General features: G+C 28.4%; 20 protein-coding genes and 1 other annotated feature. Of the genes, 9 read left to right on the top strand and 11 right to left on the bottom strand.

The genetic code is table 11. From position 1 onward, the window contains the following. Nucleotides 1–8 precede the first annotated feature (8 nt). The 7 genes from FYJ26_RS08205 to FYJ26_RS08175 all read right to left on the bottom strand — a co-directional run bounded on the left by FYJ26_RS08205 (nucleotide 9) and on the right by FYJ26_RS08175 (nucleotide 7,611). The gene (locus tag FYJ26_RS08205) at nucleotides 9–857 is read right to left on the bottom strand and encodes an ABC transporter permease (protein ID WP_154541406.1); all 849 of its coding nucleotides are present in this window, start codon (nucleotides 855–857) and stop codon (nucleotides 9–11) included. After that, entirely contained in the window at nucleotides 850–2,046 is a 1,197-nt protein-coding gene (locus tag FYJ26_RS08200) for a quaternary amine ABC transporter ATP-binding protein (protein WP_229771235.1), read from the bottom strand. Before FYJ26_RS08200 ends, FYJ26_RS08205 begins: the two co-directional genes overlap by 8 nt. Nucleotides 2,047–2,144: 98 nt before the next feature. Then, nucleotides 2,145–3,047 carry a diacylglycerol/lipid kinase family protein gene (locus FYJ26_RS08195; RefSeq protein ID WP_154541402.1) on the bottom strand — a complete coding sequence of 301 codons (903 nt, stop codon included), beginning with the start codon at nucleotides 3,045–3,047 and terminating at the stop codon, nucleotides 2,145–2,147. A 184-nt stretch (nucleotides 3,048–3,231) separates the two neighbouring features. Beyond that, nucleotides 3,232–5,328, bottom strand: coding sequence for a glycoside hydrolase family 3 protein (locus FYJ26_RS08190; protein ID WP_154541400.1), 2,097 nt, complete (start codon nucleotides 5,326–5,328; stop codon nucleotides 3,232–3,234). A 91-nt stretch (nucleotides 5,329–5,419) separates the two neighbouring features. Next, nucleotides 5,420–5,803 carry a hypothetical protein gene (locus FYJ26_RS08185; protein ID WP_154541398.1) on the bottom strand — a complete coding sequence of 128 codons (384 nt, stop codon included), beginning with the start codon at nucleotides 5,801–5,803 and terminating at the stop codon, nucleotides 5,420–5,422. Next, nucleotides 5,790–6,632, bottom strand: a complete 843-nt coding sequence (locus FYJ26_RS08180) for an exodeoxyribonuclease III (RefSeq protein WP_154541396.1) — start codon at nucleotides 6,630–6,632, stop codon at nucleotides 5,790–5,792. Before FYJ26_RS08180 ends, FYJ26_RS08185 begins: the two co-directional genes overlap by 14 nt. A 646-nt stretch (nucleotides 6,633–7,278) precedes the next feature. After that, on the bottom strand, nucleotides 7,279–7,611 hold the full coding sequence (locus tag FYJ26_RS08175) for an ArsR/SmtB family transcription factor (protein WP_154541394.1): 333 nt from the start codon (nucleotides 7,609–7,611) through the stop codon (nucleotides 7,279–7,281). A 148-nt stretch (nucleotides 7,612–7,759) separates the two neighbouring features. Here FYJ26_RS08175 and FYJ26_RS08170 point away from each other — a divergent pair, with 148 nt between their 5' ends. The 6 genes from FYJ26_RS08170 to FYJ26_RS08145 all read left to right on the top strand — a co-directional run bounded on the left by FYJ26_RS08170 (nucleotide 7,760) and on the right by FYJ26_RS08145 (nucleotide 12,185). Continuing rightward, entirely contained in the window at nucleotides 7,760–7,978 is a 219-nt protein-coding gene (locus FYJ26_RS08170; protein WP_154541392.1) for a cation transporter, read from the top strand. A 12-nt stretch (nucleotides 7,979–7,990) separates the two neighbouring features. Continuing rightward, the gene (locus FYJ26_RS08165) at nucleotides 7,991–9,898 is read left to right on the top strand and encodes a heavy metal translocating P-type ATPase (protein ID WP_154541390.1); all 1,908 of its coding nucleotides are present in this window, start codon (nucleotides 7,991–7,993) and stop codon (nucleotides 9,896–9,898) included. A 373-nt stretch (nucleotides 9,899–10,271) separates the two neighbouring features. Beyond that, nucleotides 10,272–10,412 carry a hypothetical protein gene (locus tag FYJ26_RS08160; protein ID WP_154541388.1) on the top strand — a complete coding sequence of 47 codons (141 nt, stop codon included), beginning with the start codon at nucleotides 10,272–10,274 and terminating at the stop codon, nucleotides 10,410–10,412. Further along, nucleotides 10,390–10,677 carry a hypothetical protein gene (locus FYJ26_RS08155; RefSeq protein ID WP_195837854.1) on the top strand — a complete coding sequence of 96 codons (288 nt, stop codon included), beginning with the start codon at nucleotides 10,390–10,392 and terminating at the stop codon, nucleotides 10,675–10,677. The genes FYJ26_RS08160 and FYJ26_RS08155 overlap by 23 nt, the downstream gene beginning before the upstream one ends. Further along, a complete protein-coding gene (locus FYJ26_RS11455; RefSeq protein WP_412030669.1) occupies nucleotides 10,665–10,940 on the top strand; it encodes an HAD-IA family hydrolase in 276 nt (91 codons plus the stop codon). Before FYJ26_RS08155 ends, FYJ26_RS11455 begins: the two co-directional genes overlap by 13 nt. 15 nt (nucleotides 10,941–10,955) lie before the next feature. Next, nucleotides 10,956–12,185 carry an amidohydrolase family protein gene (locus FYJ26_RS08145; RefSeq protein ID WP_154541384.1) on the top strand — a complete coding sequence of 410 codons (1,230 nt, stop codon included), beginning with the start codon at nucleotides 10,956–10,958 and terminating at the stop codon, nucleotides 12,183–12,185. Between the two features lie 452 nt (nucleotides 12,186–12,637). On the opposite strand, the gene FYJ26_RS08140 is transcribed toward FYJ26_RS08145, so the two are convergent. The 3 genes from FYJ26_RS08140 to FYJ26_RS08130 all read right to left on the bottom strand — a co-directional run bounded on the left by FYJ26_RS08140 (nucleotide 12,638) and on the right by FYJ26_RS08130 (nucleotide 16,920). Then, nucleotides 12,638–14,053, bottom strand: coding sequence for an alanine/glycine:cation symporter family protein (locus tag FYJ26_RS08140; protein ID WP_154541382.1), 1,416 nt, complete (start codon nucleotides 14,051–14,053; stop codon nucleotides 12,638–12,640). A gap of 271 nt (nucleotides 14,054–14,324) precedes the next feature. After that, complete coding sequence (gene argH / locus FYJ26_RS08135) at nucleotides 14,325–15,698, bottom strand: argininosuccinate lyase (protein ID WP_154541380.1); 1,374 nt, start codon at nucleotides 15,696–15,698, stop codon at nucleotides 14,325–14,327. A 1-nt stretch (nucleotide 15,699) separates the two neighbouring features. After that, nucleotides 15,700–16,920: an argininosuccinate synthase gene (locus FYJ26_RS08130; RefSeq protein WP_154541378.1), complete on the bottom strand. Its 1,221-nt coding sequence runs from the start codon at nucleotides 16,918–16,920 to the stop codon at nucleotides 15,700–15,702. A 59-nt stretch (nucleotides 16,921–16,979) separates the two neighbouring features. Then, nucleotides 16,980–17,174 (bottom strand) — a binding site (T-box leader). Nucleotides 17,175–17,347: 173 nt separating this feature from the next. On the opposite strand from FYJ26_RS08130, the gene FYJ26_RS08125 reads away from it, so the two are divergent. The 3 genes from FYJ26_RS08125 to FYJ26_RS08115 all read left to right on the top strand — a co-directional run bounded on the left by FYJ26_RS08125 (nucleotide 17,348) and on the right by FYJ26_RS08115 (nucleotide 22,724). After that, nucleotides 17,348–18,892: an NAD(P)/FAD-dependent oxidoreductase gene (locus FYJ26_RS08125; RefSeq protein WP_154541376.1), complete on the top strand. Its 1,545-nt coding sequence runs from the start codon at nucleotides 17,348–17,350 to the stop codon at nucleotides 18,890–18,892. Between the two features lie 332 nt (nucleotides 18,893–19,224). Beyond that, the gene (locus FYJ26_RS08120) at nucleotides 19,225–20,964 is read left to right on the top strand and encodes an ABC transporter ATP-binding protein (RefSeq protein ID WP_154541374.1); all 1,740 of its coding nucleotides are present in this window, start codon (nucleotides 19,225–19,227) and stop codon (nucleotides 20,962–20,964) included. Beyond that, entirely contained in the window at nucleotides 20,964–22,724 is a 1,761-nt protein-coding gene (locus FYJ26_RS08115) for an ABC transporter ATP-binding protein (RefSeq protein WP_154541372.1), read from the top strand. The genes FYJ26_RS08120 and FYJ26_RS08115 overlap by 1 nt, the downstream gene beginning before the upstream one ends. A gap of 226 nt (nucleotides 22,725–22,950) precedes the next feature. Here the strand turns inward: FYJ26_RS08115 and nhaC are convergent, their stop codons facing one another. Continuing rightward, nucleotides 22,951–24,507 (bottom strand): Na+/H+ antiporter NhaC, encoded by a 1,557-nt coding sequence (gene nhaC / locus FYJ26_RS08110; protein ID WP_154541370.1) that lies wholly within the window; start codon nucleotides 24,505–24,507, stop codon nucleotides 22,951–22,953. Nucleotides 24,508–24,669: the final 162 nt, after the last annotated feature.

The following is a 24,669-nucleotide window of genomic DNA, read 5'->3' as shown; positions in this document are numbered from 1 at the left end:
ATTATAACCTACTTTAACCTATTATTCTTTTTACTAAAAGCTTGAGTAAGTCTATCAAGTATTACAGCAAGTATTACTACAGCTATACCTGATGCGAAACCTACACCAACATCATTTCTTGAAACCGAAGTATAAATTACATTTCCAAGTCCTGGTGCGCCTATCATTGATGCAACTACTACCATAGATAAGGTTAGCATAAGTGTTTGATTAATTCCAGCCATAATTGATGGCTTTGCCATTGGTAATTCTAACTCAAATAATTTTTGCCTAGGAGTTGATCCAAAAGAATCAGCTGCCTCTACCAAATCATTTGGCACTTCTCTAATACCTAAATTAGTCATCCTAACAGCTGGAGGCATAGCAAAAATTACTGAAGATATAACTCCAGGAGCCATGCCTATACCAAAAAATGATACAGCTGGTATAAGGTATACAAAAGCTGGCATTGTCTGCATAAAATCAAGAAGTGGCATAATAATTTTTTCTGCAACTTTTGACTTTGATACAAGAATACCTAAAGGTATACCTATTATTATTGCAATTAAGGCTGATGTTATTACAATAGATAATGTAATTATCATATCTTCCCAATATCCCAAATTCCATATTAGGGTAAGTGAAATAGGTGCAAAGATAGTAACTCCTTTAACCTTCTTAGTTAAAAAAAAGGCTAATACAATAATTAATAAAATAAATACTAGTGGTGGAAATATGTTAAATACCCTAATAAAAAGTTCGACAATAAAATTTATAAAATCTCTAATTGGATTGAAAACAAAAGAAACATTAATTCTTAACCAATTAACAAGATTATCTATCCAATCAACTAAGGGTAATGTTGGTATATTATTCATCATTTCCCACCTCATCTTTTGATAAAGCCGCAAGTACTGTCCCTTTAATTATAATTCCTTTAAGAACTTTCCCATCTATAACAGATATTGGTATCTTAGCATCTTGGATATCTGCTACTATATCTTCTAATGGGTAATCCATGTCAATAGTCATCATGTCTTTTTTTATTATACAATCAAGACTTTTTTGACCATTTGCATAAGCATTTGATGCATCTTCTGCAAGTACATAACCTAGAAGTTCTCTTTTATTATTTACAACAAAAATACTTGAATTTCCACTTCTTAGCATTTTTGAAAGAGCTGCTTTTGGCCCATGTCTGTTAATATTAATAGTATCTGGTCTAATCATAATATTTGATGCAGTAAGAACTTTTGTTCTATCAACATCTTGAACAAACTCTCTAATAAAATCATTTTTAGGATTTGATAGAAGTTGTTCAGGACTATCGATTTGAAGTATTGAACCATCCTTCATTACAGCAATTTTATCGCCTATTTTTAAAGCCTCATTTAAGTCATGAGTTATAAATAAGACTGTTTTTTTCATCTCACTTTGTAGATAAACAAGTTCATCTTGCATTTCTTTTCTTATAAGAGGGTCAAGTGCTGAGAAAGCTTCATCCATAATAAGAATATCTGTATCTGTTGCTAGTGCCCTTGCAAGTCCAACTCTTTGTTGCATACCCCCTGATAATTGGTCAGGATATTGGTTTTCATATCCTTCAAGACCAACAAGCTTTAACGCTTCCTTGGCCTTTTTATTAACATTCTTGTTTTTTCCATTTTTTATAGAAAGACCATATGCTGCATTTTCTAAGATTGTATAGTGAGGAAATAGGGCAAAGTTTTGAAAAACCATGCTCATTTTTTCACGCCTTGCTTTTCTTAAGCCAACTTCATCAAGTTCTGATATATTTTCATTATCTATAAATATATCACCATAAGTAGGTTCAATCATTCTATTTATCAGTCTAATAAGTGTTGACTTTCCAGAACCTGAAAGACCCATTATTACAAATAGTTCCCCATCTTCTACATCAAAAGAACACCTATTTACACCTACAGTAAGTCCTGTCTTATCTAACATTTCTTTTTTAGACAAACCATCTTTTAGCAAAGGAATTGCTTTTTTGGGATTTTGTCCAAAAATTTTTGTTAATTCTCTAACTCTTATTTTTTCTGACAAATTACCTCCTAACATTTTTAATTTGCTCAAATTTAAAGTACAAAATTTGTTATACTTGATATAATTAAATATTTCAAGATATATATCTTATATTAATATTATTGAATACTTGTATTTGGCAGATATATTTCTATATGTTTTTCTAAAATTTCAATATCACATGGAAGTTTACCATTTATATCTCCATCCATATCAAGTTCAACTTCTTTGCCGTCAAGTTCTTTAATTGATAATTTTTTACAAGTAAAAGATTCTATATTATCATTTTCATCTAACTTTCCAAATAACATATCCTTTGCAGCATCAATTTTTGATAATAATCCTTCTTCAGTCATTATAAAAACTATAAGAAGTCCATCGTTTATGTCACTGTTTTCTTTAGAAAATTCTAAGTTTCCAATTTTATTAATTGTCATAACATAAAGTAAAGATGCCTTTGTTTTAAAAGTTTTAAAATCTGATTTTATTTCAATATTTACACTTTCATCATTTGGTATGGTTTTTAATACATTTTTAACGTAAGCAAAACTTCCTAATTTTTCTTTCTCTTCAGAACTTGTTGAGGTAGTGGCATCTATAAGTTTTCCAAAGCAAACATAATATGAAAAATACTTATCATTACACTTTCCAATATCAACTTTTTTAGTTTTTTCGAAAGAAACTTGTTCAATTGCTTTATCTAGCTCATTCGAACCTCCAATTAATTGCATATAGGTATTGTTAGTTCCTCCTGGAAGAAGTCCTAATTTTGGTCTGTATTCCATCATAGATATACCATTAACGGCCTCATTAAATGTACCATCACCACCAACAACAAATATAGAATCATATTTATTTTCACATGCATTAATGACAAATTTTTTAGCATCATCTTCTTTTTCTGTCCTTTTATGGATAACTTCATCAAATCCTTCTTCTAATTTTTCTATTATCCTATCAATATATTGATTATTATTTTGCTTACCAGAATTAGGATTTTCAATTAATAAGCATTTTTTCATATTCTTCTCCTTGAATTTAAAAAAGGAGCTGTTGCAGAATGAATTAATCGTTCAAAAATCATTACAAGCTCCTCAAGACAATTTATCCTTCATAAGCCAGCAGGCTGTTTTCAAATTGTCTATGAGTAAATTGTAATGATTGAACTTTGGAAATTCATAATTTTGCAACAGCGCCCTTTTATAATTAATATCTTAAACCATGTCCTAGTTTATATATATTTCCATCACTATCTTCATAAGCATAAGTTAGCCCATCAGGCATATACTTGTCCTTGTCATAACCTGGTACATCATTTGGTGATATGCATCTTCCATTTTCATCAACAGCTATAACATCTTCTGACTTAGGAAATGTAAATGGAAGTTTTCCACAAGGTTCTACCCTTCCTACTAAAACATCTAATTGTGCTTTTATAAAAGTTTCAAAATGTGATAATAATGCATCAGATAAAGGCTCTACAGAATCAAGCAACCATGGCATAGTTGAATTAACACTAACTATCAATTTCTTATTATTCTTATTCATTATATCTCTAAGCTCTTTTACTCTCTTGATGTTTGCTACTGTAGTTTCCTTATATTCAGTATTATCCATAGACTTATTTATTTTGTCTTCACATAAAGAAAGTTCTAGAAGCCCTGGAGTTGCAGAAAAATAATTACCTGATTTAGGAGTTATAAAACAAATTGCATAATCTGCTTCATTAGGATTATCTACTATGCTAATTTCTTCAAATCCTTTTGCATCTTCTATAGCCTCTTTTTTGTATTCCTCTGCCTTATCAAGCTCCTTGTGTAGGTATTCTATATAAACTTTTGAACCACTCTTAATAGGAAGTGTTTTTTCAGAATTCTTAAGTAATACCAAAGATTTTTGATGAGCTCTATAGGCCTTTTTCTTGTTTTCTTCGTTTTCTACAATTTCTTTTGCCTTATTTTCATCTACATATGTTTTATCATCAAATAAGCCCAGTTTAAACATTTCTGTAAGTAGTCTTTCATTAGCCTCGTTGATTCTTTCTTCTTTTATTAATCCTTCTTCACAAGCTTTTATTATCCATTTAACTTCGTTAGTATCAGAGATTAAATCTACTCCGTTATTTATGGCAAAGGCCGCTCTTTCTTCTTTTGGAAGATGAAGAACTCCCCAAGCCATATTGTCTAAAATACCAGAATCAGAATTTATATATCCCTTGAATCCTAACTTATCTCTTAAGATATTTTGAATAAAATATTCGTTAAAAGCAAATCCGACAGGTTCAAAAGGTATTCTTTTTCCTTCAAAATATTGAACTGCACTTTTTTCGTGACTAGGTATAGAATAATAAGGCATTATTGATGATGCTTTTTCTTCACATGCAACCTTAAATGGTGGAAGATGATATTTTTCTAAAGAACCCTTTGTTTTATAAACATTGAATTTACCCTCTTCATAGTGAGGATCAAAACCGTTTTCTCTTGCCCCACCTCCTGGGAAATGTTTCATGGTTAAAGCTACGCTATCTTTTCCTAAATCTTCACCTTGGAATGAATTTAAAAGTCTCTTGCAAGCATTTGATATAAGGTCTGTATCTTCTCCAAATGTACCATAAAATCTTTGCCATCTTGGATCAGTTGCAGTATCAATCATATACATATAACCTTTTCTAAGACCAGAGTATCTCCATTCATCCCTAGCAATTTCTCCAAATTCAGAAAATATAGAATAATCTCCTCCGTTTGCCTTATCTCCTAAAGCAATAGCAGCAAGACCCAGAGTTGAAGGATATGTCGTAAATACACCTACTGCATCATTCATACCAAATGTTCTCTCAGCATTTTCATTTCTTGAGTTTGATGCTATTATTGCAGGAATACCTAATCTTGTTGATTCACATACTTCATTAATTGTATTGACCCATTTAGCTATTTCAACTTCATTGAAATTATCTCTAAGTATAAAATGTCTTAGATGAAGGTCTTTAATGTGTCCTGTTGTACCATAGTTTTTTTGACCTATAAATATAGTTTGGTCATAAAAAACCTCTTCATCTAAGATACCATCATGACTTGTTTTTGATTTATCTTCTTGACTTAGGCCCATTTTTTGAGATTTAATCATCATATTTCCACACTTCTCTTCAAGTGTCATTCTCTTAACTAAATCTTTTGCTCTTTCTTCTGGACTTAGTCTCCAATCTTCATAGGGATCAAGTCTACCATTGTCATTTAGGTCCTTAAACTCTAGACCTTCTTCTTTGATAATATTTTTGACTTTTGTTATTAGTTTTGGTTGGCTCATATAATCCTCCTTCTTTGTAATTAAATATACCCAAATATAGATTTTTAAATAAAAAAACTGTTAAAGAAAATATTTCCTTTAACAGTTTATCCTAAATATTATTTTTTAATTCCTCTATTGTACACCTTAACTCTTCTAATTTATCTATAGAAGATTTAATCTTGTTCTGGATATATATATCAGAGAAAATATTATCAAAACCTATATCCAAAAATTTATCCAAGTTTGAAATTTCATCTAACTTAAAATCCTCTAGATATTTTATTTCACTTTTTAAGAGCTTCAAATCTTCATTTAGTTTAGAAAACATACTATTAGCCTTATTAATTTTATTGTGCTTAACTAAAGATGCAATAAGTCCTCCTCCGATCATATCAAAAATACCCCAGTTTTTAGAAGATTTATATTCTTTAAGCATAAAATCAATGTTCTCTATAATCTTATCGCATAAATTTTTTAATTCAAACTTTTCCATTTTTTGTGTCTAAAATAAGGTATATAGGTGTATGATCTTGCCTATCTCCAGAATCTATCATATCCGACTCTACTACCAAATCTTTTATCCTTTCTGAAACTAAGAAATAATCTATTCTCCAACCTGAATTATTTATTTTACTTGTCTTAACTCTTTGAGCCCACCATGTATATTTCCCCTCTACATCTCCATGTATATACCTAAATGTATCTACAAACCCTTTATTTAATATATTTGTAAAACCATTTCTTTCTTCATCTGTAAAACCTGCAGACTTATGATTATTTTCAGGATGTTTTAGGTCTATTTCTTTATGAGCTACATTAAAATCTCCACAAGCTATGACAGGTTTTTCTTTATCTAAACGCTCTAAATAATTTGCATATTTTATATCCCAAACTTCTCTTAGATCAAGTCTATTTAGGTTATTTCCAGCATTTGGAGTATAAACTTGTGTTATATAAAAGTCTTCAAATTCTAATGTAATAATTCTAGCTTCAAAATCCATAGTATCTGGTGCTTCCAGTTTAGGATATGAAACTATAGGTTCATAATTATTTTTATAAAAAGTTAAGACGCCAGCATATGATTTTCTTGCTGGTTCTTGGCTTGTAATATATGCATATTTATAATCCGGAAAATATTTTTCTAATAATTCTTTATGTTTTTTACTTGGACCTATTCTGGGTAACTTAGTTTCTTGAATAGCAATTATATCTGCTTCTTCATTTGCAATTTTTTTTAAAACATCCCTACTCAAGATAGCCCTATTTGAATCACTTATTAAGGCTGCATTAAGTGAATCTATATTCCACGAAATAAATTTCATTAAATCTCCTTTTTAATCTTATTTTACTTAGATTTTATCAAATATTAGGAATAAATTCCACTTTTAATATTCTTTAAGTAAAAATATATAAATTTAGGAAAATTTTTCTAAAATCTTATATGAAATAATCTAAATCTTTTTTATGATGATTATTTATCTTAATTTTAATAATTATATTACTCTCTTTTTAAGACTCTTTGCTAATTTATGGTATAAAAACAAATTAAAGACAAGATGATATTAGACATAAAAATAATACCTATAATAGGATATGAAGAATAAAAATTTTAATTAAGCAAAATTTGATTATTCTTCAATATTTTTCGAAAAACAAAATCAACTTATAATAGTTCAATAAAAATATTTTTTATAATAAAATTTTGTTATTTTATCACAAAGCTAGAGTCCAGAACAAGAATTTTTAAAATATTATTTTAATTACAATCATATCTAGGTAAAGCTGTATTATGATTATTTTGTTTAAACCCATACCTAATTCTAAAAATAATTTCTTGTTGTTAATTAAGGAAAAATATCCTATTTGATTGGACTAAATATTAAGTATAAAACATTTCTCAATATCTTTGATAATTTTAAATATAGATATTAAACCTTAGTTAAAAATAAGGTTCTCACTTATTCAGTTTTATAAATTTATAGCATTCTTAGTTGTTTCTAGCAGAAATTTACTTAATTTATTATCCTTAGCCTTATAAAACATCTCCTTACCCATTCTTTTAGACTCAATAAGATTTGCAAGTTTTAAAATTCTTAAATGATGACTTACAGCAGGAGATGACATATCCATAATAGCTGCAATATTTAATACACATTCCTCTCTATGACATAAAAACCAAAATATTTGAAGTCTTTTGGGATCTCCTAACTGCTTCATAGCTTTGGATATTTTTTCTGCTTGATTTTCATCCAATAAGTCAACTTTATTTTTATATGATCCATGTTCATGTGGTAATTTCATTTAATATCTCCTTTTTTATTAATTTTACCTTAATTTTTAAAAAAACAATTAAATATATGTTTAATTGTTGACAAAGTAAAATAAATAGTGTACTATAAACCTATAAAGACAAAATAAATATTATTTAACAAGTTTAAAGGAGAAAATTATGAAAAAAACATATAAAATTAAAGTAGACTGTGCTGCATGTGCAAATAAAATGGAAGAAGCTTGTAAAAAAACAGAAGGTGTAAAAGACTGCAATATTAACTTTATGATGCTTAAAATGAAAATTGAATTTGAAGATGGAGTTGATAAGGATGAAGTCATGAAAGAAGTCCTTAAAAATTGCAAAAAGGTAGAAAATGATTGTGAGATATACATATAATAAGAGGCAATTATGAATAGTAAACAAAGAAAAATTTTGACAAGAATAATAATATCTGCCCTACTTCTTATTATTCTTCATTTTATACCTGTGGAAGGAATTTTGAAGTTTACTCTCTATATGATAATTTATCTTATAGTCGGATATGACATATTAATCAAAGCCTTTAATGGAATTAAAAATAAACAAGCCTTTGACGAATCATTACTCATGACAATAGCTACAATAGGAGCAATAATTCTTGCCATATATAGCGGCTCTTACGATTATATTGAAGCCATTGCTGTTATGCTATTTTATCAGATAGGTGAATTTTTCCAATCATATGCAGTTGATAAAAGTAGAAAATCAATTGCTGAGTTAATGGATATAGCACCAGAATATGCAAATATTGAAGATGAAAATGGAAATCTTATAAAAGTTGATCCGGATGATGTTGAAATAGGTAAAACTATTATAGTAAAAGCAGGAGAGAAAATCCCTATAGATGGAGTGGTTATTGAAGGAAACTCATCATTAGATACTAAGGCTTTAACAGGGGAATCTCTGCCAATAGATATAGGTGTAAATAGTAAGGTATTTTCAGGTTCTATTAATCTTCAAGGTCTTATAAAAGTAAAAACTAAAAAGGAGTTTGGAGAATCTACTGCAACTAAGGTCTTAGAACTTATTGAGGAAGCTTCAAGTAGAAAGTCTAAGTCAGAAAACTTTATTTCAAAATTTGCAAGGGTTTATACACCTATAGTAGTTTATCTTGCTCTAGCCTTAGCAATCATACCACCTATTTTTTCAATTATAATAGGTAATAATCCCTTATGGTCACAGTGGATATATAGATCACTAACTTTTCTTATAATATCCTGCCCTTGCGCTTTAGTTATTTCAATTCCTCTATCTTTTTTTGCAGGAATTGGTGGTGCTAGTAAAGAGGGTATACTTATCAAAGGTTCAAACTTTATGGAAGTTTTATCTAAAACAGACCAAGTAGTATTTGATAAAACTGGAACCCTAACACAAGGATCTTTTGATGTAAGTTGTGTCCATCCTGAATATAAAAGTGAAACAGAACTTCTTCATATAGCAAGTCATGTTGAAAGATATTCAAATCACCCTATAGCAGATTCATTGAGAAAGGCTTATCCTGATGAAAATGATGGCTGTGAAGTGAAAGATATTACAGAAATTCCAGGCTGTGGAATAAAGGCCTTAGTTAATGGTAACTTAGTATATGTTGGAAATACCAAAATGATGGATAAGTTCAATATAAAATGGAAGGAATGTGAAAAAGTGGGGACAACTGTTCACATAGCTATTAACGGAGTTTATGAGGGACATATTGTAATAAGCGATAGTTTAAAGGAAAATTCTAAAGCGAGCATAAAATCACTTAAAAAAAATAAGATAAGTAAGACAATAATGCTTACAGGTGATAGCAAAGAAGTTGCTCAAGATGTAGCTAGAAAACTTAACTTAGATGAATATTACGCAGAACTTTTACCACAAGATAAGGTAAGTAAACTTGAAGAGATTTTAAATAATAATAAAAATGAAAATAAAAAAATTGCTTTTGTAGGAGATGGCATAAATGATGCACCAGTTCTTACTCGTTCTGATATTGGAATAGCTATGGGTGCTATGGGATCAGATGCAGCCATAGAAGCAGCAGATGTAATATTAATGGATGACGATCCATTCAAGATATCAACTGCTATTAGCTTATCAAAAAAATGTTTAAGAATAGTAAAAGAAAATATATATTTCTCGATTGGTGTTAAAGTTCTAGTCTTAATTCTTGGTGTTTTTGGTTTTGCATCAATGTGGGCCGCAATATTTGCTGATGTAGGTGTTACAATTATAGCGATATTAAATGCTATAAGATGTATGTATATGAAACATGAAAATCCAAAAGATTATATATAAAGTAGTTGTTTAGAATTAATTAGGCATTGTATCATTTCAAGTTATTTAAAAATAATTTGAAATGATACAATGCTAAAACACATATATAATACTTTTTTCTTAATTTCTCAATACTATAATAAGTTTCATATGTAATAAAATCTATTGTTTCTAATTTTTACACTCAATTTATCTATATATTATTCTTTTTGAAAAGTAACTACAAAATGATTAATTAATAATTTAAAAGTTTTATTTTTATATTTATAATAAAGTTTTGTTTTTCTTATACTAAACTTACTTCTTGTATAATCTTAAATTTCTAAAGAAATACATACTATTTGACAGTATTTGTTAAAGTTCTTATAATTTATATTAAATAGAAAGGTAATATATGAAAATGGTAATACTAATTGATATAGATGATACTATTTTTGATTTTTCAAGATGCTCATTTGAAGCATTTTCTAATTCTTTAATTGACTTAAATGTAAAGTTTGAAAAATCTCTTTATGAGTATTTTATGTATAGATAATAAATTGCGGAAACTTCAAAAAGAAGGGCTTTTAGATGTAGAAAGTGTTTTATATAAAAGATCTGAACTTATTACAAAACACTTAAATTTAAATCAATCTCCAGAAATTTTTATGAATTATTTCTCGAATAATTTTGGAAAAACTGCTATAGAAATTAATGGAGCTAGAAATCTTATAAAATATTTAAGTCAAAAATATTTACTTTGTGCTACAAGTAATGGAATCTTTTCTATACAAAAAATAGACTTAAAATTGCAAAACTAGATGAATTTTTTTTTCGTTTCTACATATCAGATAAAATAGGTTATGAAAAGCCTAATCAGAGATTTTTTACCTACATCTTAAATGATTTAAATCTTAATAAACAAGATATAATTATGCTAGGAGACAGCCTACAATCTGACATAAAAGGTGCTTTTAATTTTGGAATTGATTCAATTTACTTTAACAAAAACAATCTAAAGACAAACAAAAAATTTTTCACTTTTGAAGTTAATAAACTAAATGATATTTTTAATATATTATAATTACAAGGAGGATAAATGAAAAAATTTATTAATGCAAACATCTATAAAAGTAATGCAAAAGAAATAATTGTTGCTGATGGAAAATTTCTAGAAATAGGAAACAATCTAAGAGTTTGTGATAATACTATAGACTTGAAAAACAAATTAGTACTTCCACCATATGTAGATCCTCATCTTCATCTTGACTATGTCTATTCCCTATCAGAAGGATTGGGAGCAAAAACTGGAACATTGTTTGAAGCCATAGCTCTTTGGCCAAAGTTTAAGAAGAATCTAAAAGCTAGCGAAGTAAGAGAAAGAGCTATAAAAGGTATTTATGATGAAGTAAGTCAAGGTGTTCAATATATTAGAACTCACATTGATGTGACAGACCCAAACTTTACTGCTCTTAAGGTTATGCTCGACTTAAAAGAAGAGTTAAAGGATAAACTTGATATTCAAATAATAGCCTTTCCTCAAGAAGGAATGTATACATATAAGGGTGGACGCGATTTAGTAGAAGAAGCATTAAAAATGGGTGCTGATGTAGTTGGAGGTATTCCTCATTTTGAACTAGCAAGAGAATTTGGAGAAAAATCTATACACGATATAGTAAATCTTTCCATTAAATATAATAAGCTCATTGATGTACACTGTGACGAGACAGATGATCCCAATTCAAGATTTTTAGAACTTCTAAATGCTCTTGTTCTTATGGAAGGTATAGGAGAGATGACTACTGCTTCTCACACCTGCTCTTTTGGTTCAGCTGATAATTCTTATGCTTATAGGATGTTCGATTTATTTAAAAGATCTAAAATGAATTTTATATCATGCCCTACTGAAAATATATATCTTCAAGGAAGACAAGATTCATATCCTAAAAGACGTGGACTTACTAGGGTTAAAGAATTTTTAGAAGAAGGCATAAATATTGCCTTTGCTCAAGACTCAATAAATGATCCATGGTATCCTTTAGGTAATGGGAATATGATGAATATTTTGGATAATGGAATACACCTTGCACAAATAATGAGTCCTAATGAAATTGAAAATGACTTTGATTTAATAACTTATAATGGAGCAAAATGCATGATGCTAGACCAATATGGATTTAAGATTGGTAACCCTGCAAACTTTATAGTATTAGATGAGAATAATGTTTTTGATGCAATAAGAAAAAGAGTAAATGTAATTGCTTCAATTAGAAATGGTGAATATCTATTTAAAAGAGAAACAAAATATGATATAAAACTTGATTTATAAAAATGATTTTAGTTAATATCATTATTTTAAAGCTAAATATTTTGTATATCAGCTCTACTGAATTAGGTTGAGCTGATATTTTTATTATTGAAATTATTGTTTATTTATATGTAAATCCTTGTAATATATCACTATATTTCTTGTAATTTAAATACTTCCATCTATCTCTTCTTACATTAATTTTTACTTTTTCATAAAAAGAACTTGCTGTTCTTCTCTAATTATATTTCTTTGTATTGTAATCTAATTTTACTTTAATATTTCTTTTAAAATATCAGTTATAGAACAAAAACTTACTAGATAAAAATTATAGATATGAGAAATATCATTTACTTTATTTTAGATTTTTATAGAATTTATATTTACAATAAGAAATATAGCTTCCTAATAAAAAAGCATCGATAATACCAATAATTGGTGATTAGTCGACGCTAAAAAGCACTATATATATTCTAATTCCAATAGTCTAAATTTTCTGTCATCCCTATATTTTTAGATTTAAACTTAGGATCTTTTCCTTCCGTTTTTTGTTTTTCATAGTCTTTTAAGCAAGCTATGGCTTTCTTTGATAAAAATAATATAGAAGGCAAGTTTATAAGAGCCATTATTCCCATAAGTAAATCTGATATATCCCATGCAAGTTTTACCTCACTCATAGCTCCAAGTAATATTACAAAAACTGCAAAAATCCTAAAAATTAACATAAATTTATCTGATGGTTTCTTTTTATTATTTATATAGAAAAGATTACTATCTACATAAAATAAGTTACCTATAAGTGTAGTAAAAGTAAATAAAACCAAGGAAAGTGAAATAAAATAATTTCCAAAAGAACCAAAAAATGTAGATAAAGATTCTTGGACATAAGGTGCACCACTTAAAGCTTCTGTAGGTTCTATTCCTGATGAAAGACACATAAAGGCAGTTGCAGTACAAATGATGAGAGTATCAATAAATACTGAAAGCATTTGAACTAAACCTTGTTTAACAGGATGAGAAATATTAGCACTTGCTGCAGCATTTGGTGCAGATCCGATACCTGCTTCATTTGAATAAAGTCCCCTTTTTATTCCATACATCATTGATGATGATGCTAAAGCTCCAAATATTGCTCTAAAATTAAATGCATCTTCAAAAATGTTTTTAAATACAGTTGGTATATAAGAAATATTTACAACTATCATTATTAAGGCTACTATTATATAAATTACCCCCATAAAAGGCACAAGAGTTGATGTAAACTTTATTATTCTTTTACCACCACCAAATATACAAATAGAAGTAACTAAAGCTAAAGTTAATCCAATAATAAATGGTGTTTTTTTAGGGTTATAGAAATCATAAGTCATAAAGCTTGTTTGGAGGTTGAAAGATGCAAGCATATTAAAACCTATAGCATAAGTTAAAATTAAGCTAACAGCAAAGATTACACCAAGCTTTCTAGACTTTAAACCTTCTTCAATGTAGTAAGCGGGACCACCATAGGAAGTTCCATCTTTATCTTTTTTCTTATATATTTGAGCTAAAGTTGACTCAATAAATGCAGATGCTCCGCCTATAATAGCTACAATCCACATCCAAAAAACTGCACCATAACCTCCAAGACATATAGCCGTAGAAATACCAACTATATTACCAGAGCCTACTCTTGAAGCAGTTGAAACCATTAATGCTTCAAATGATGAAACTGCACCTTCTTCTTGAGGTTTTTCTAAAACTACTGATATAGATTCTTTAAGAAATCTTATTTGTATAAATTTAGTCTTAAATGTAAAATATAAGCCTATACATAATAATAAAATTATTAGCAAGGGATAATATAATACAGTATTAATAGACTCTAAAAATTCTGTTAATTTTTCAAACATATTTACTCCTTCTAATTCATCACTTTAATACTAAACCATAATAATGTTTAGCTATACATTAAAATTATATCATAAAGATTATATACAATAAAACTTAATCGTTAATTAAGTGTATGAATTCTAGTATGTAAATATATATTAATAAATATTTTTGCCACTTTAAAACACCATACTATATTTAGTTAACATTTTTATTTTAATCATGATTTTTATAACAAAGCTTCTGACTATTGAATATAAACTTTATCTACAATCAATATTATATAATAATTTATAAATTTTTTATTTTATCCTTTAAATTTTTTATTTGAACTTTTACAGCCTTTTTAGCTGGTCCTCCATATACATCTCTCTTATTAAGAGAATTTTCGAGGTCTATAAAGTCATATAAGCTATCATCAAAAATATCAGAAAACTTCTTATAGATTTCTAAGTCTAGCTCATCTAAAGCTTTGTCCACTTTTATTGCGTAATTTACAACATCTCCTACTATCTTATAAGCTTCCCTAAAAGGAATATTTTTATTGACAAGGTAATCTGCAAGATCTGTTGCGTTCAAATATCCCTTATGGGCAGATTTCAACATATTTTTTTTATTGATTTTTAAACTTAATAACATTGGTTTCATAATCTTCAAACAATTATATACCGTATTAATAGAATCAAATAATGGCTCTTTGTCTTCTTGAAAGTCCTTATTATATGAAAGTGGTGATGCTTTCATAATTACGAGTAAGGTGTTTAAATCTCCATAAACCCTACCAGTTTTTCCTCTTATTAGCTCTGCCATATCCGGATTTTTCTTTTGTGGCATTATACTTGAACCAGTTGAGAATTTGTCAGAAAACTTCACATAAGAGTATTCACTACTCGAATAATAAATAAGCTCCTCACAAAGTCTTGACAAATGCATCATAATTAAAGAATTATTAAATAATATTTCTAATACATAATCTCTATCTGATACTGAATCCATAGAATTTTCTGTAGGCTTTGAAAATCCTAATTCTTGACTTGTCATGAATCTATCAATATTAAAACTTGTTGTAGCAAGTGCACAAGAACCTAATGGATTTTCATTAAGTCTTTCAAAAGTAGATTCCAATCTTAATAAGTCCCTATAAAACATTTGACCATATGCCATTATATAGTGAGAAAAAGTAGTAACTTGGGCATGTTGCATATGGGTAAAGCCAGGCATTAATACATCTAGATTATCTTCAGAAATTTCTATTATAGCTTTAATTAAATCTAATAATTTATCTTTTATTTGATTTAAGGATTTTTTAGAATAAAGCCTTAAATCTAGAGCACACTGGTCATTTCTTGACCTTGCTGTATGAAGTTTTTTTCCAAGTTTTCCTATCCTTTTTGTAAGTTCATTTTCTATAAAAGAATGGATGTCTTCTTCATTTAAATCTATATCTAATTTTTTATCCTTTATATCTAAAAGTATTTGTCTAAGGTTCTCTCTTATAATCTTTCCTTCCTCTTCACTTAAGATATTGACCTTGGCCAACATATTAACATGTGCTATAGAACCTCTTATATCTTCTTGAAAAAGAACCTTATCAAAGTCTATTGACTTATTAAACTCATGTGTAAATTCAGATAATCCTCCTAAGTGACCTCCCCATAAATACATACTAATCTCCTTCTTTTACTTTTGCTTCTACAAGGGTTGATAAGGAATATAACTTAATAAAACCTTCTGCATCTTTATGTGAATATAGGTCTTTTCCTTCATCACCAAATGAAGCGAGTTTTTTACTATATAAAGAATTATTTGAACTTACACCTGCTGGAATTATATTTCCCTTATAAAGCAATAATTTAACCTTACCACTTACATTTTCTGTAATCTTATCCATAAATTTAAGAAGTGCTTGTAAAGAATTTGAATACCACTTGCCATCATAAACTAACTCACCAAATTTTATTGCCAAATGTTCTTTTAGATGTGATGAGTCCTTATCCATAGTAATTGACTCTAGGATTTCTAAAGCCTTATATAAAATTGCTCCACCTGCATTTTCATAAACTCCACGACTTTTCATCCCAACTAGACGATTTTCGACTATATCATCAATTCCTATTCCTGCTTGTCCACCAATCTTATTAAGGTATGAAAGAATCTCGCTTGCCTTCATTTTTTTACCATTAATAGCAATTGCTTTAGCTTTTTCAAAATCAATTTCTATCTCGATTTTTTCATCTTTTGCCTTAAAAGGTGAAACAGATAGTTCTAAAATTTTATCATAGTCTGGCATATTTTGAGGATCTTCTAAGTCAAGTCCTTCATGTGATAAATGCATGATATTTAAGTCTTTTGAGTAATTTGTTTCCCTACTTATTTTTAGTGGAATATTATGACTTTCTGCATAATCTATTTCTTCTTCCCTAGATTCAATATCCCATATCCTCCAAGGTGCTATAATTGGCATATATGGTGCAAAATGTTTAATGGCCATTTCAAATCTTATTTGATCATTGCCCTTACCAGTGCAACCATGACAAATTGCATCACAATTTTCTTTTATTGCAATATCAACCAAAGCTTTAGCAATTAAAGGTCTAGCAGTAGCAGTACCTAGAAGATAATTTTTTTCATATTTTGCACCAGCTTTAAGAGTTGGAAATACGAAATCTTCCACATATTCATCTACTAAATCCTCGATATATATCTTAGATGCTCCTGTCTTTATTGCTTTTTCCTTTAAACCTTCAAGTTCTTTAGTTTGTCCAACATTTCCAACAACCGCTATAACTTCACAGCCATAATTTTCCTTAAGCCAAGGAATAATTATAGATGTATCTAGACCACCTGAATAAGCAAGAGCTACTTTCTTAAATTTATTATTTTTCATCTTTATCTCCTTTTTTAATATATTACTTAGGTTTAAAAATAAATAAAAAAATCGTCCCTAAAAGGGACGAAAGCCGTGGTACCACCCAAATTCATATATTTCTATACCTCTTACTATAACGCATAACCGTACAAATCTAAATATCGAAATGTAAGCTCCAAGTTCCTTTTCTACCTATCCTCCCTGTCTTCTTACACCACACGAAGACTCTCTTAAAGTATCAGATAAGTATACTCACTTTTCATAGCCTTTATTTTAATGTATTCTACCAAGTATGAAAATTTTTGTCAAGATAAAATTAATTGATTTTTTTATATATTATATTTTTATCATATATTTCAATACTTTAATAAAATTTATATTAGTAAATCCACTCTATTTCGTATATTATTTTTTTCTGATAAAATTAATATGGAAAGGATGGACTATGTATATTTTAAGAAATATAAAAATTCCATATGATGGCAATGAATTAGATTTGAAAAATGCTATAGAAAATAAGATTGATAGAAAAATTAATTCTTATAAAATATATAAAAAATCTATTGATGCTAGACGTGGTATTTTTTATGTGTATCAAGTTTTAATTGATACAGTAATAGATAAAAAAACTATAAAAAGATTAAGAAATGATATTGCAGAATTTAGTGAGGAAGAACTTAATATAGAAAATAAAAATAAAGTTAAGAATGCTGTAGTTGTCGGGTCGGGACCTGCAGGCTTGTTTTGTTCCTATACTTTAGCCAAACATGGAGTAAAGGTTCATTTAATTGAAAGAGGAGAAAAAATAGAAGATAGGGTTAAATCAATAGATAAGTTTATAAAAACACAAACTCTTAATCCAGAATCAAATATTCAATTTGGAGAAGGTGGAGCCGGAACTTTTTCTGATGGTAAACTTACATCAAGGTCTAAAGATAAGAGATCTGTTGAAATTTTTAGAATTTTGGTAGAAAATGGAGCACCCGAAGATATCATCTATACACAAATGCCCCATATTGGAACAGATCTTTTAAGGAAAGTTATAATTAATATTAGAAAAAAAATAATAGAGATGGGTGGAGAGTTTCATTTTAATGAAAAATTCGTTGACTTAAATATTCATAATAAAAAAATAAAATCTTTACTTACTGATAAAAATGAATATAAGGCAGATGAATATATACTTGCTCTAGGAAACTCATCAAGAGATACTTTCATAATGCTGGATAAGTATATAGATATAAGTCAAAAAAACTTTGCTGTAGGTTTCAGAATAGAGCACTTACAAGAGGATATAAATCTTAGTCAATATAAAATTAAGGATAAAAGACTTCCTCAAGCATCCTATGCACTAAAATTTTTCGATAAAAAAAATAATATATCTGTCTATACATTTTGTATGTGCCCAGGAGGTTTCGTAGTAGCCGCATCTAGTGAGGAAAATAAACTTTGTGTAAATGGAATGAGCTATCATGATAGAAGTAATTCAAATGCAAATTCTGCCATAGTTTGTACTATAGGAGAAGATATTTTGGGTAATGGTAATCTTTCTGGAATTAAATTTCAAAGAGAAATTGAAGAGAAAGCATATAGGCTTGGTGGAGGAAATTATTCTGCTCCAGTTCAAAGAGTAGATGATTATCTCAATGGAAAAGTTACTAGTAAAATAGGAAAAATCAAACCATCTTATAGTCCAAGTTTCAAGTTTTCTGACCTAAATAAAATCTACCCTAAAAAAATAAATGATTCTATAAAACTTGCCTTAAAAAACTTTTCTAAAAAGATTGATGCCTTTTCCCAAGCTGATGCAATTCTTACTGGGGTTGAAACAAGAACTTCATCTCCTATAAGAATAGAAAGAAAAAACGACTACAGAACTTTAAAATATAATAATTTAAGACCAATTGGAGAAGGAGCAGGATATGCTGGTGGGATAATATCATCTGCTCTTGATGGACTTAAGTGTGCTATAGCAATACTTGAGGATTGATTTAAAGGTACTGTTGCAAATAGATTAATAATTGAAAAATAATTACAAGTTCCTCCACGACAATTTGACATCCCAAAGCAGCAGGCTATTCTCAATTTGTAAATAAGTAACTTGTAATTATAGAGCATTAGAAATTCACAATTTTGTAACATTACCTTTTTTAATTGACCAAATACAATTAAATTGATATTATTATAATTAACAAACAATGAAAGGAGAAAAAAATGAATTATTATAATACACACAGATTGAGGTTTGCTACTAAAAAAATGTAAGTAAGGAAAATCTCCTTGACTTACTAATACAAGGAGGATGCCAGTTATTGGCTTTATATGAAAGAGATTAAGTATTTATTTAAAAAAATGGCCCAGTTTGAGCCATCTATGTTTGTTTTAACATTAATTTATGCCATATTTATAGGTCTAAAACCTTTCTTATGGATTATTTCACCTGCCTATATAATAAAAAATTACAAGTCTAATCCAAAGTTTTTAGCAATTTTCTTTATAGGTTTAATTTTTATTTCAACTTTAGTTTCATTTTTTGATTCATTTGTTATGGGTAACTACCGTATGAAAATGAATAATGTTCGCTATAAGTTAATGAACATGGTTACTGAATATTCCCTATACCTGCCTTATGCTTTAAAAAAAGATAAAGAAGAATCTGAAAAAATAAATAACGCTACAAAGGCTGTAGAAAGTCCATTTAATGGTGCTGGTGGCCTTATGATGACCCTTCCTGAGTTCTTAGCTCAAATGATTTCTTTGACAGGTTTTATATGGATATTTCTAAGAATGGATTTTTTAGTTGTAATGACAACTTTAATCTTGACCATTATTACAAGTTTTATCCTAAGTAAGGTTCCAAAAATATATGACTCATATTGGACTTCTAATTCAGCAAATTGGAACAGATTTGCAAAAGTTAATAATGAGATGAGATCTCCCCTATCTAAACAGGATATATTAATTTTTGATATTACAAAATTATTTAGCTCATATTATATGAATACACACTATAATAGGATAGATGATTATGCACGAACCAATAAAAAGGCTACAACAGTTTTTTCTTTAGCTAAATTTATAAACCTTATTAGAGATGCTATTATCATATATTGGCTTTCTACAAGTTTAATTAAGGGAACAATTGATATAGGTGATTTCTATGTATATTTTACAGCAGTATTTGCCTTTATAAATTTTAACACAATGTCTATGTGGATTTTCTCAGATCTTTCTTATAGCTATAGTATCTTTAAACCATTCTTTGAAATAATAAAGGTTGAGAAGGAAAAGGGAGAAGAATTTTACCCAGAAAAATTAGAGATAAGATTTGATAGTGTATATTTTAAGTATCCCGAATCTGATGATTACATACTTAAAAATTTAAATCTTACAATAAAAAACAATGAATCCATAGCTCTTGTAGGAGAAAATGGCGCTGGAAAATCAACTCTTGCTATGCTTTTGGCAGGATTTTATAAACCAAGTAAAGGTAGAATTTTATTTAATGGTAAAAATTTGCAAGATCTTGATATTAACTATAACAAACTAATATCATCAGTTTTTCAAGACTCTAGTCTTTTTCCTTTTTCCATAAGAGAAAATATTTTACTCAAAGATTCAAATAAAAATCTAGATGCAATTTATAAAATGACTCATCTAGATGAAATCATTGATACTTATAAGCAAGGAGAAAATCAAACACTTTTAAGAATACTAGATGACAATGGAGTAGATTTATCTGGTGGTCAAAAGCAAAGATTGTTTCTGGCAAGAGCTATAGCAAAGGAGAAAACAAAAATCTTAATATTAGATGAACCTACAGCCCAACTTGATGCCTTAAATGAAAGAGAATTGTATCAGCTCTACCATACTTTAGTAAAAAATAAATCTTCTATTTTTATATCTCATAGACTAGCTTCTACAAAGTTTTGTGACAGAATAATCTATATGAAAGATGGAGAAATACTTGCAAGTGGAAGTCATGAAGAACTTATGCAAAAAAATGACGAATATAGAGATTTATATAATCTTCAAGCAAAAAATTATAAGGAGGTCTTATAATGAAAAATATTATAAAATTATTTAAAGAAATAGATAAGATATATCCTCATTTTAGCTTAAGGATTATGTTACTGAATATAATTTTGGGTTTAATCCCACTCTTATATATTATCGCACCAAAACTTATTATAGAAGAATTAATGGGAAATAAAAGATTATCCTATATACTCTTTATAGGTGGACTAGTCTTAGTATCTGACTTTTTTAAACAAATTATATCAAGGATATTAACAAATACAGTCTCACTAATTTTTGAAGGTACTATTGATGTATTGCTATTTAAGTTAAGTGAAAAGTCACTTAGACTACCTATAGAAAAGTCCGATTCTAAAAATGTTCAAGACATGATGGAGAAGGCTCACTATGCTATATTTGAGATGTATGAATTTTATGACTTTTTAGTAATAATCTTATCTACTACTATAACTGGTATATTTTCTTTATTTGTTTTGCTAAGCCTAAATCCATTTGTAGCTTTAATAATTGTATTTTTGTATTTTATTAATAAAAATATAGTAGAAAAAATAAAGGCAAATGAATTGAAATATCAAGAAAATAACGCTCCTCAAATAAGAGCATATAGATTTTTTCTAAATTTTTCATCTGATCATAGGTACTTTAAAGATGTAGAAACATACGAAGCACAAGAATTAGTTTTGAAAAAAGCAGGTAAATTCCAAGATGGAATGGTAAGAACATCAACTGAATACTTTAATAAAAATGGTATATATACAGGGATTATGAATATCTTCTCTAACCTTTCTATAGTATCTACTTTAATTTATATGACTTATAAATTAGTATCAGATGCTATTAGTCTTGCTAATTTCACCCTTTATTTCAACTCTCTTGTTCAAATGATAAATGCAGTCAACTTAATATTACAAAAATATGCTAAAATTATATCTTTAAATAGCCAACTTAAAACTTACTTTGATTTTTTAGACTTAGAAGAAGGACTCCTTGATAAGGGAGATGTTAAAGATATAGACTTATCTCAAGTCAAAATAAGCTTTGATGATGTTTCTTTCAAATATCCAAAAAGTGAAAATTATGTTCTAAGACATACATCGTTTGAAATTGATAATGGTGAGACTGTTGCCTTAGTTGGAAAAAATGGAGCAGGTAAGTCTACCATTGTAAAACTTCTATGTAAGTTTTATGAACCCACAGATGGTGCTATATACCTAAATGATATCAATATTAAGGATATAGATACACAAACCTACTATAAGATATTATCCCCTACATTTCAAGATTTTAGGCTATTTCCTTTTAGGATTAGTGAAAATATAAACTCTAAACTCTTAGATAATATTGACAAAAACGAAAGAGCTAAGATGGATAAATCTTTTAAATTAATAAATATTGATAAGTGGATAGATAAACAAGTTGAAGGTTCAGACACCTACCTTACCTACCTTTTTTCAGATAAGTCAGTGGAACCATCTGGAGGTATAGGACAAAAACTTGCTTTATCTAGGTCAATGGTTCATGAAGGAAAATTTTTTATAATGGATGAGCCAACGAGTGCCTTAGATCCAAGAAGCGAAGAGGAAATTTTTAAAAAAATGCTTCAAATATCAAAGGGTCAAACTTCACTTTTTATATCTCATAGGCTATCTTCAACCAAGTATGCTGATAGAATAATAGTATGTGATGATAAAAAAATAGTTGAAAGTGGAAGCCATAAAGATCTTATTAATAACAAGGGTCTTTATGAAAAAATGTTTAAAACTCAAGCTGATTTATATAAATAGAAAAAGCTGTCAAATTTTTAATGGACAATAATAGCAGACTTAGTTTATTACTATCTTTGCTACTATTGTCCGTTTTGCTTATAGTAAAAATAATCCTAGGATATACTCTCTTTTTTAAATTTACTACTCTTTTTAAATATTAAAAAACTGACCTTATTAGTTTGATTTTTAAGTCCAACTTCTATGGTCAGTTCGTTTATAATCTAGTATTCTTTTTATATCTTTTTTAAGATATTTGTGGCACCTTGCCTTCACTTCTTTGTTTATTTAATTGACTTATTGCATATTCTTCTACTTCTTTTGGAGCTTGTGCCTTCTTTTTCATCTTAGTCTTTCCAAATATATTAGTATAAGATCCATCAGCCCAAAATATATTTCTTTTAAAATAAGCTGTTAATAATGCATATATTGGTGATAGAAGATTTACAAAGGCAAATGGGAAAAAGTATATTGGATTAATTCCTAGTGTTTTCATTTGATAAGCTCCACATGCAGTCCAAGGAAACATTACAGCCCATAAGGTACCAGCATCTTCAAGAGTTCTAGACATCATATTCCTTCCTAGTCCTAGCTCGTCATATTTGTCTTCATAAAGTGGTGCAGGTATTCCTATTCCTAAAAATTGATCACACATTGTAGCATCACAAAATATTGATGTTGCCATAGTAGTAAATACAAGACCTGCTACAGAATTTATCTTCTCTTTTAAGTGAGCAAATAATTTTTCAATTATTCCTGCCTTTTCTAAAGCTCCACCAAATGATACTGCTAGTAAAATTAAGTTTATAGTCCACATTTGATTATCCATTCCACCTTTTGAAAGAGCTGCATCAACATATTCATTACCTGTAGCAATATCAGGACCATAGTGGAGTATAGCAAATATTTCTGCTAAAGATCTTTGTTGTTGAAAAATCTGAGCAAATACAAGTCCCACAAAAACTGTAATCATAACCCCTGCAAGTCCTTCTATTCTTAACACACATACTAAAATAATTATAAGAATCGGTAATAAAACTAAAGGATTTAAATTAAAATTATTTTGAAGTGATATCTTTATACCATCAGCTATACTAGGATCATAATTTTCTAAATTAGCGTTAAATCCTAAGAAAGTATAAAGAATAAGGGATATAACGAATACAGGACCTGTTGTTGACACCATTGCACTAACATGATCAAACAAGCCTGTCTTACTTACTCCAGCAGCAAGATTTGTAGTATCTGATAAAGGAGAGAATTTATCTCCGATATAAGCACCTGATATAACCATTCCAGCTGTTATAGCAGGATTTATTCCAAGTCCCCTTCCTATAGTCATAAAGGCTATACCAATAGTTGCTGTAGCTGTCCATGAAGATCCACAACATAAACTTACAATAGCTGTAATAATACAACCTATAGGTAAAAACAATACAGGATTTAAAAGCTCAAGTCCATAATAAATAAGGGCTGGTATAGTTCCTGATATCATAAATGATGAAATCAATAAACCTACTGTAAGTAAAATCAATATAGCATCAAGAGTAGTGTTAATTCTTGCAATCATTCCTGAAAGCATATCTTTAAATGAATTACCACAAAATATGCCCACAAAACAAGCAACTATAATTCCACATATTAGAGGCATATGAGCACCATCATAAATTTGCTTTAAATCTCCATCTACATTCTCTTTAGCAAAAACAAAAACATAAATCATAAGTCCTACCATTGTTATGATAGGTAATAGTGCTTCAAAAAAATTTGGTAATCTTTTTTCATTCGTTTTAATATTTTCCATTTATTTCTCCTTTTATCTTAATAAAGTAATAAATTAATATGATGTTTTTAATTTTAGCTTATTATTTTATCTTTGTCAAATATATTTTTATTTATTTTATTATATTATCTAGATAAATCAATATATCAATTTAAAACTCAACTAAGACTAGCTTAATTGAGT

Source organism: Anaerococcus porci, from assembly GCF_009696575.1.
Classification (GTDB): Bacteria; Bacillota; Clostridia; order Tissierellales; family Peptoniphilaceae; genus Anaerococcus; species Anaerococcus porci.
Note: the sequence above shows the minus strand (reverse complement) of the source record. Positions and strands in the feature narration are given on the sequence as shown.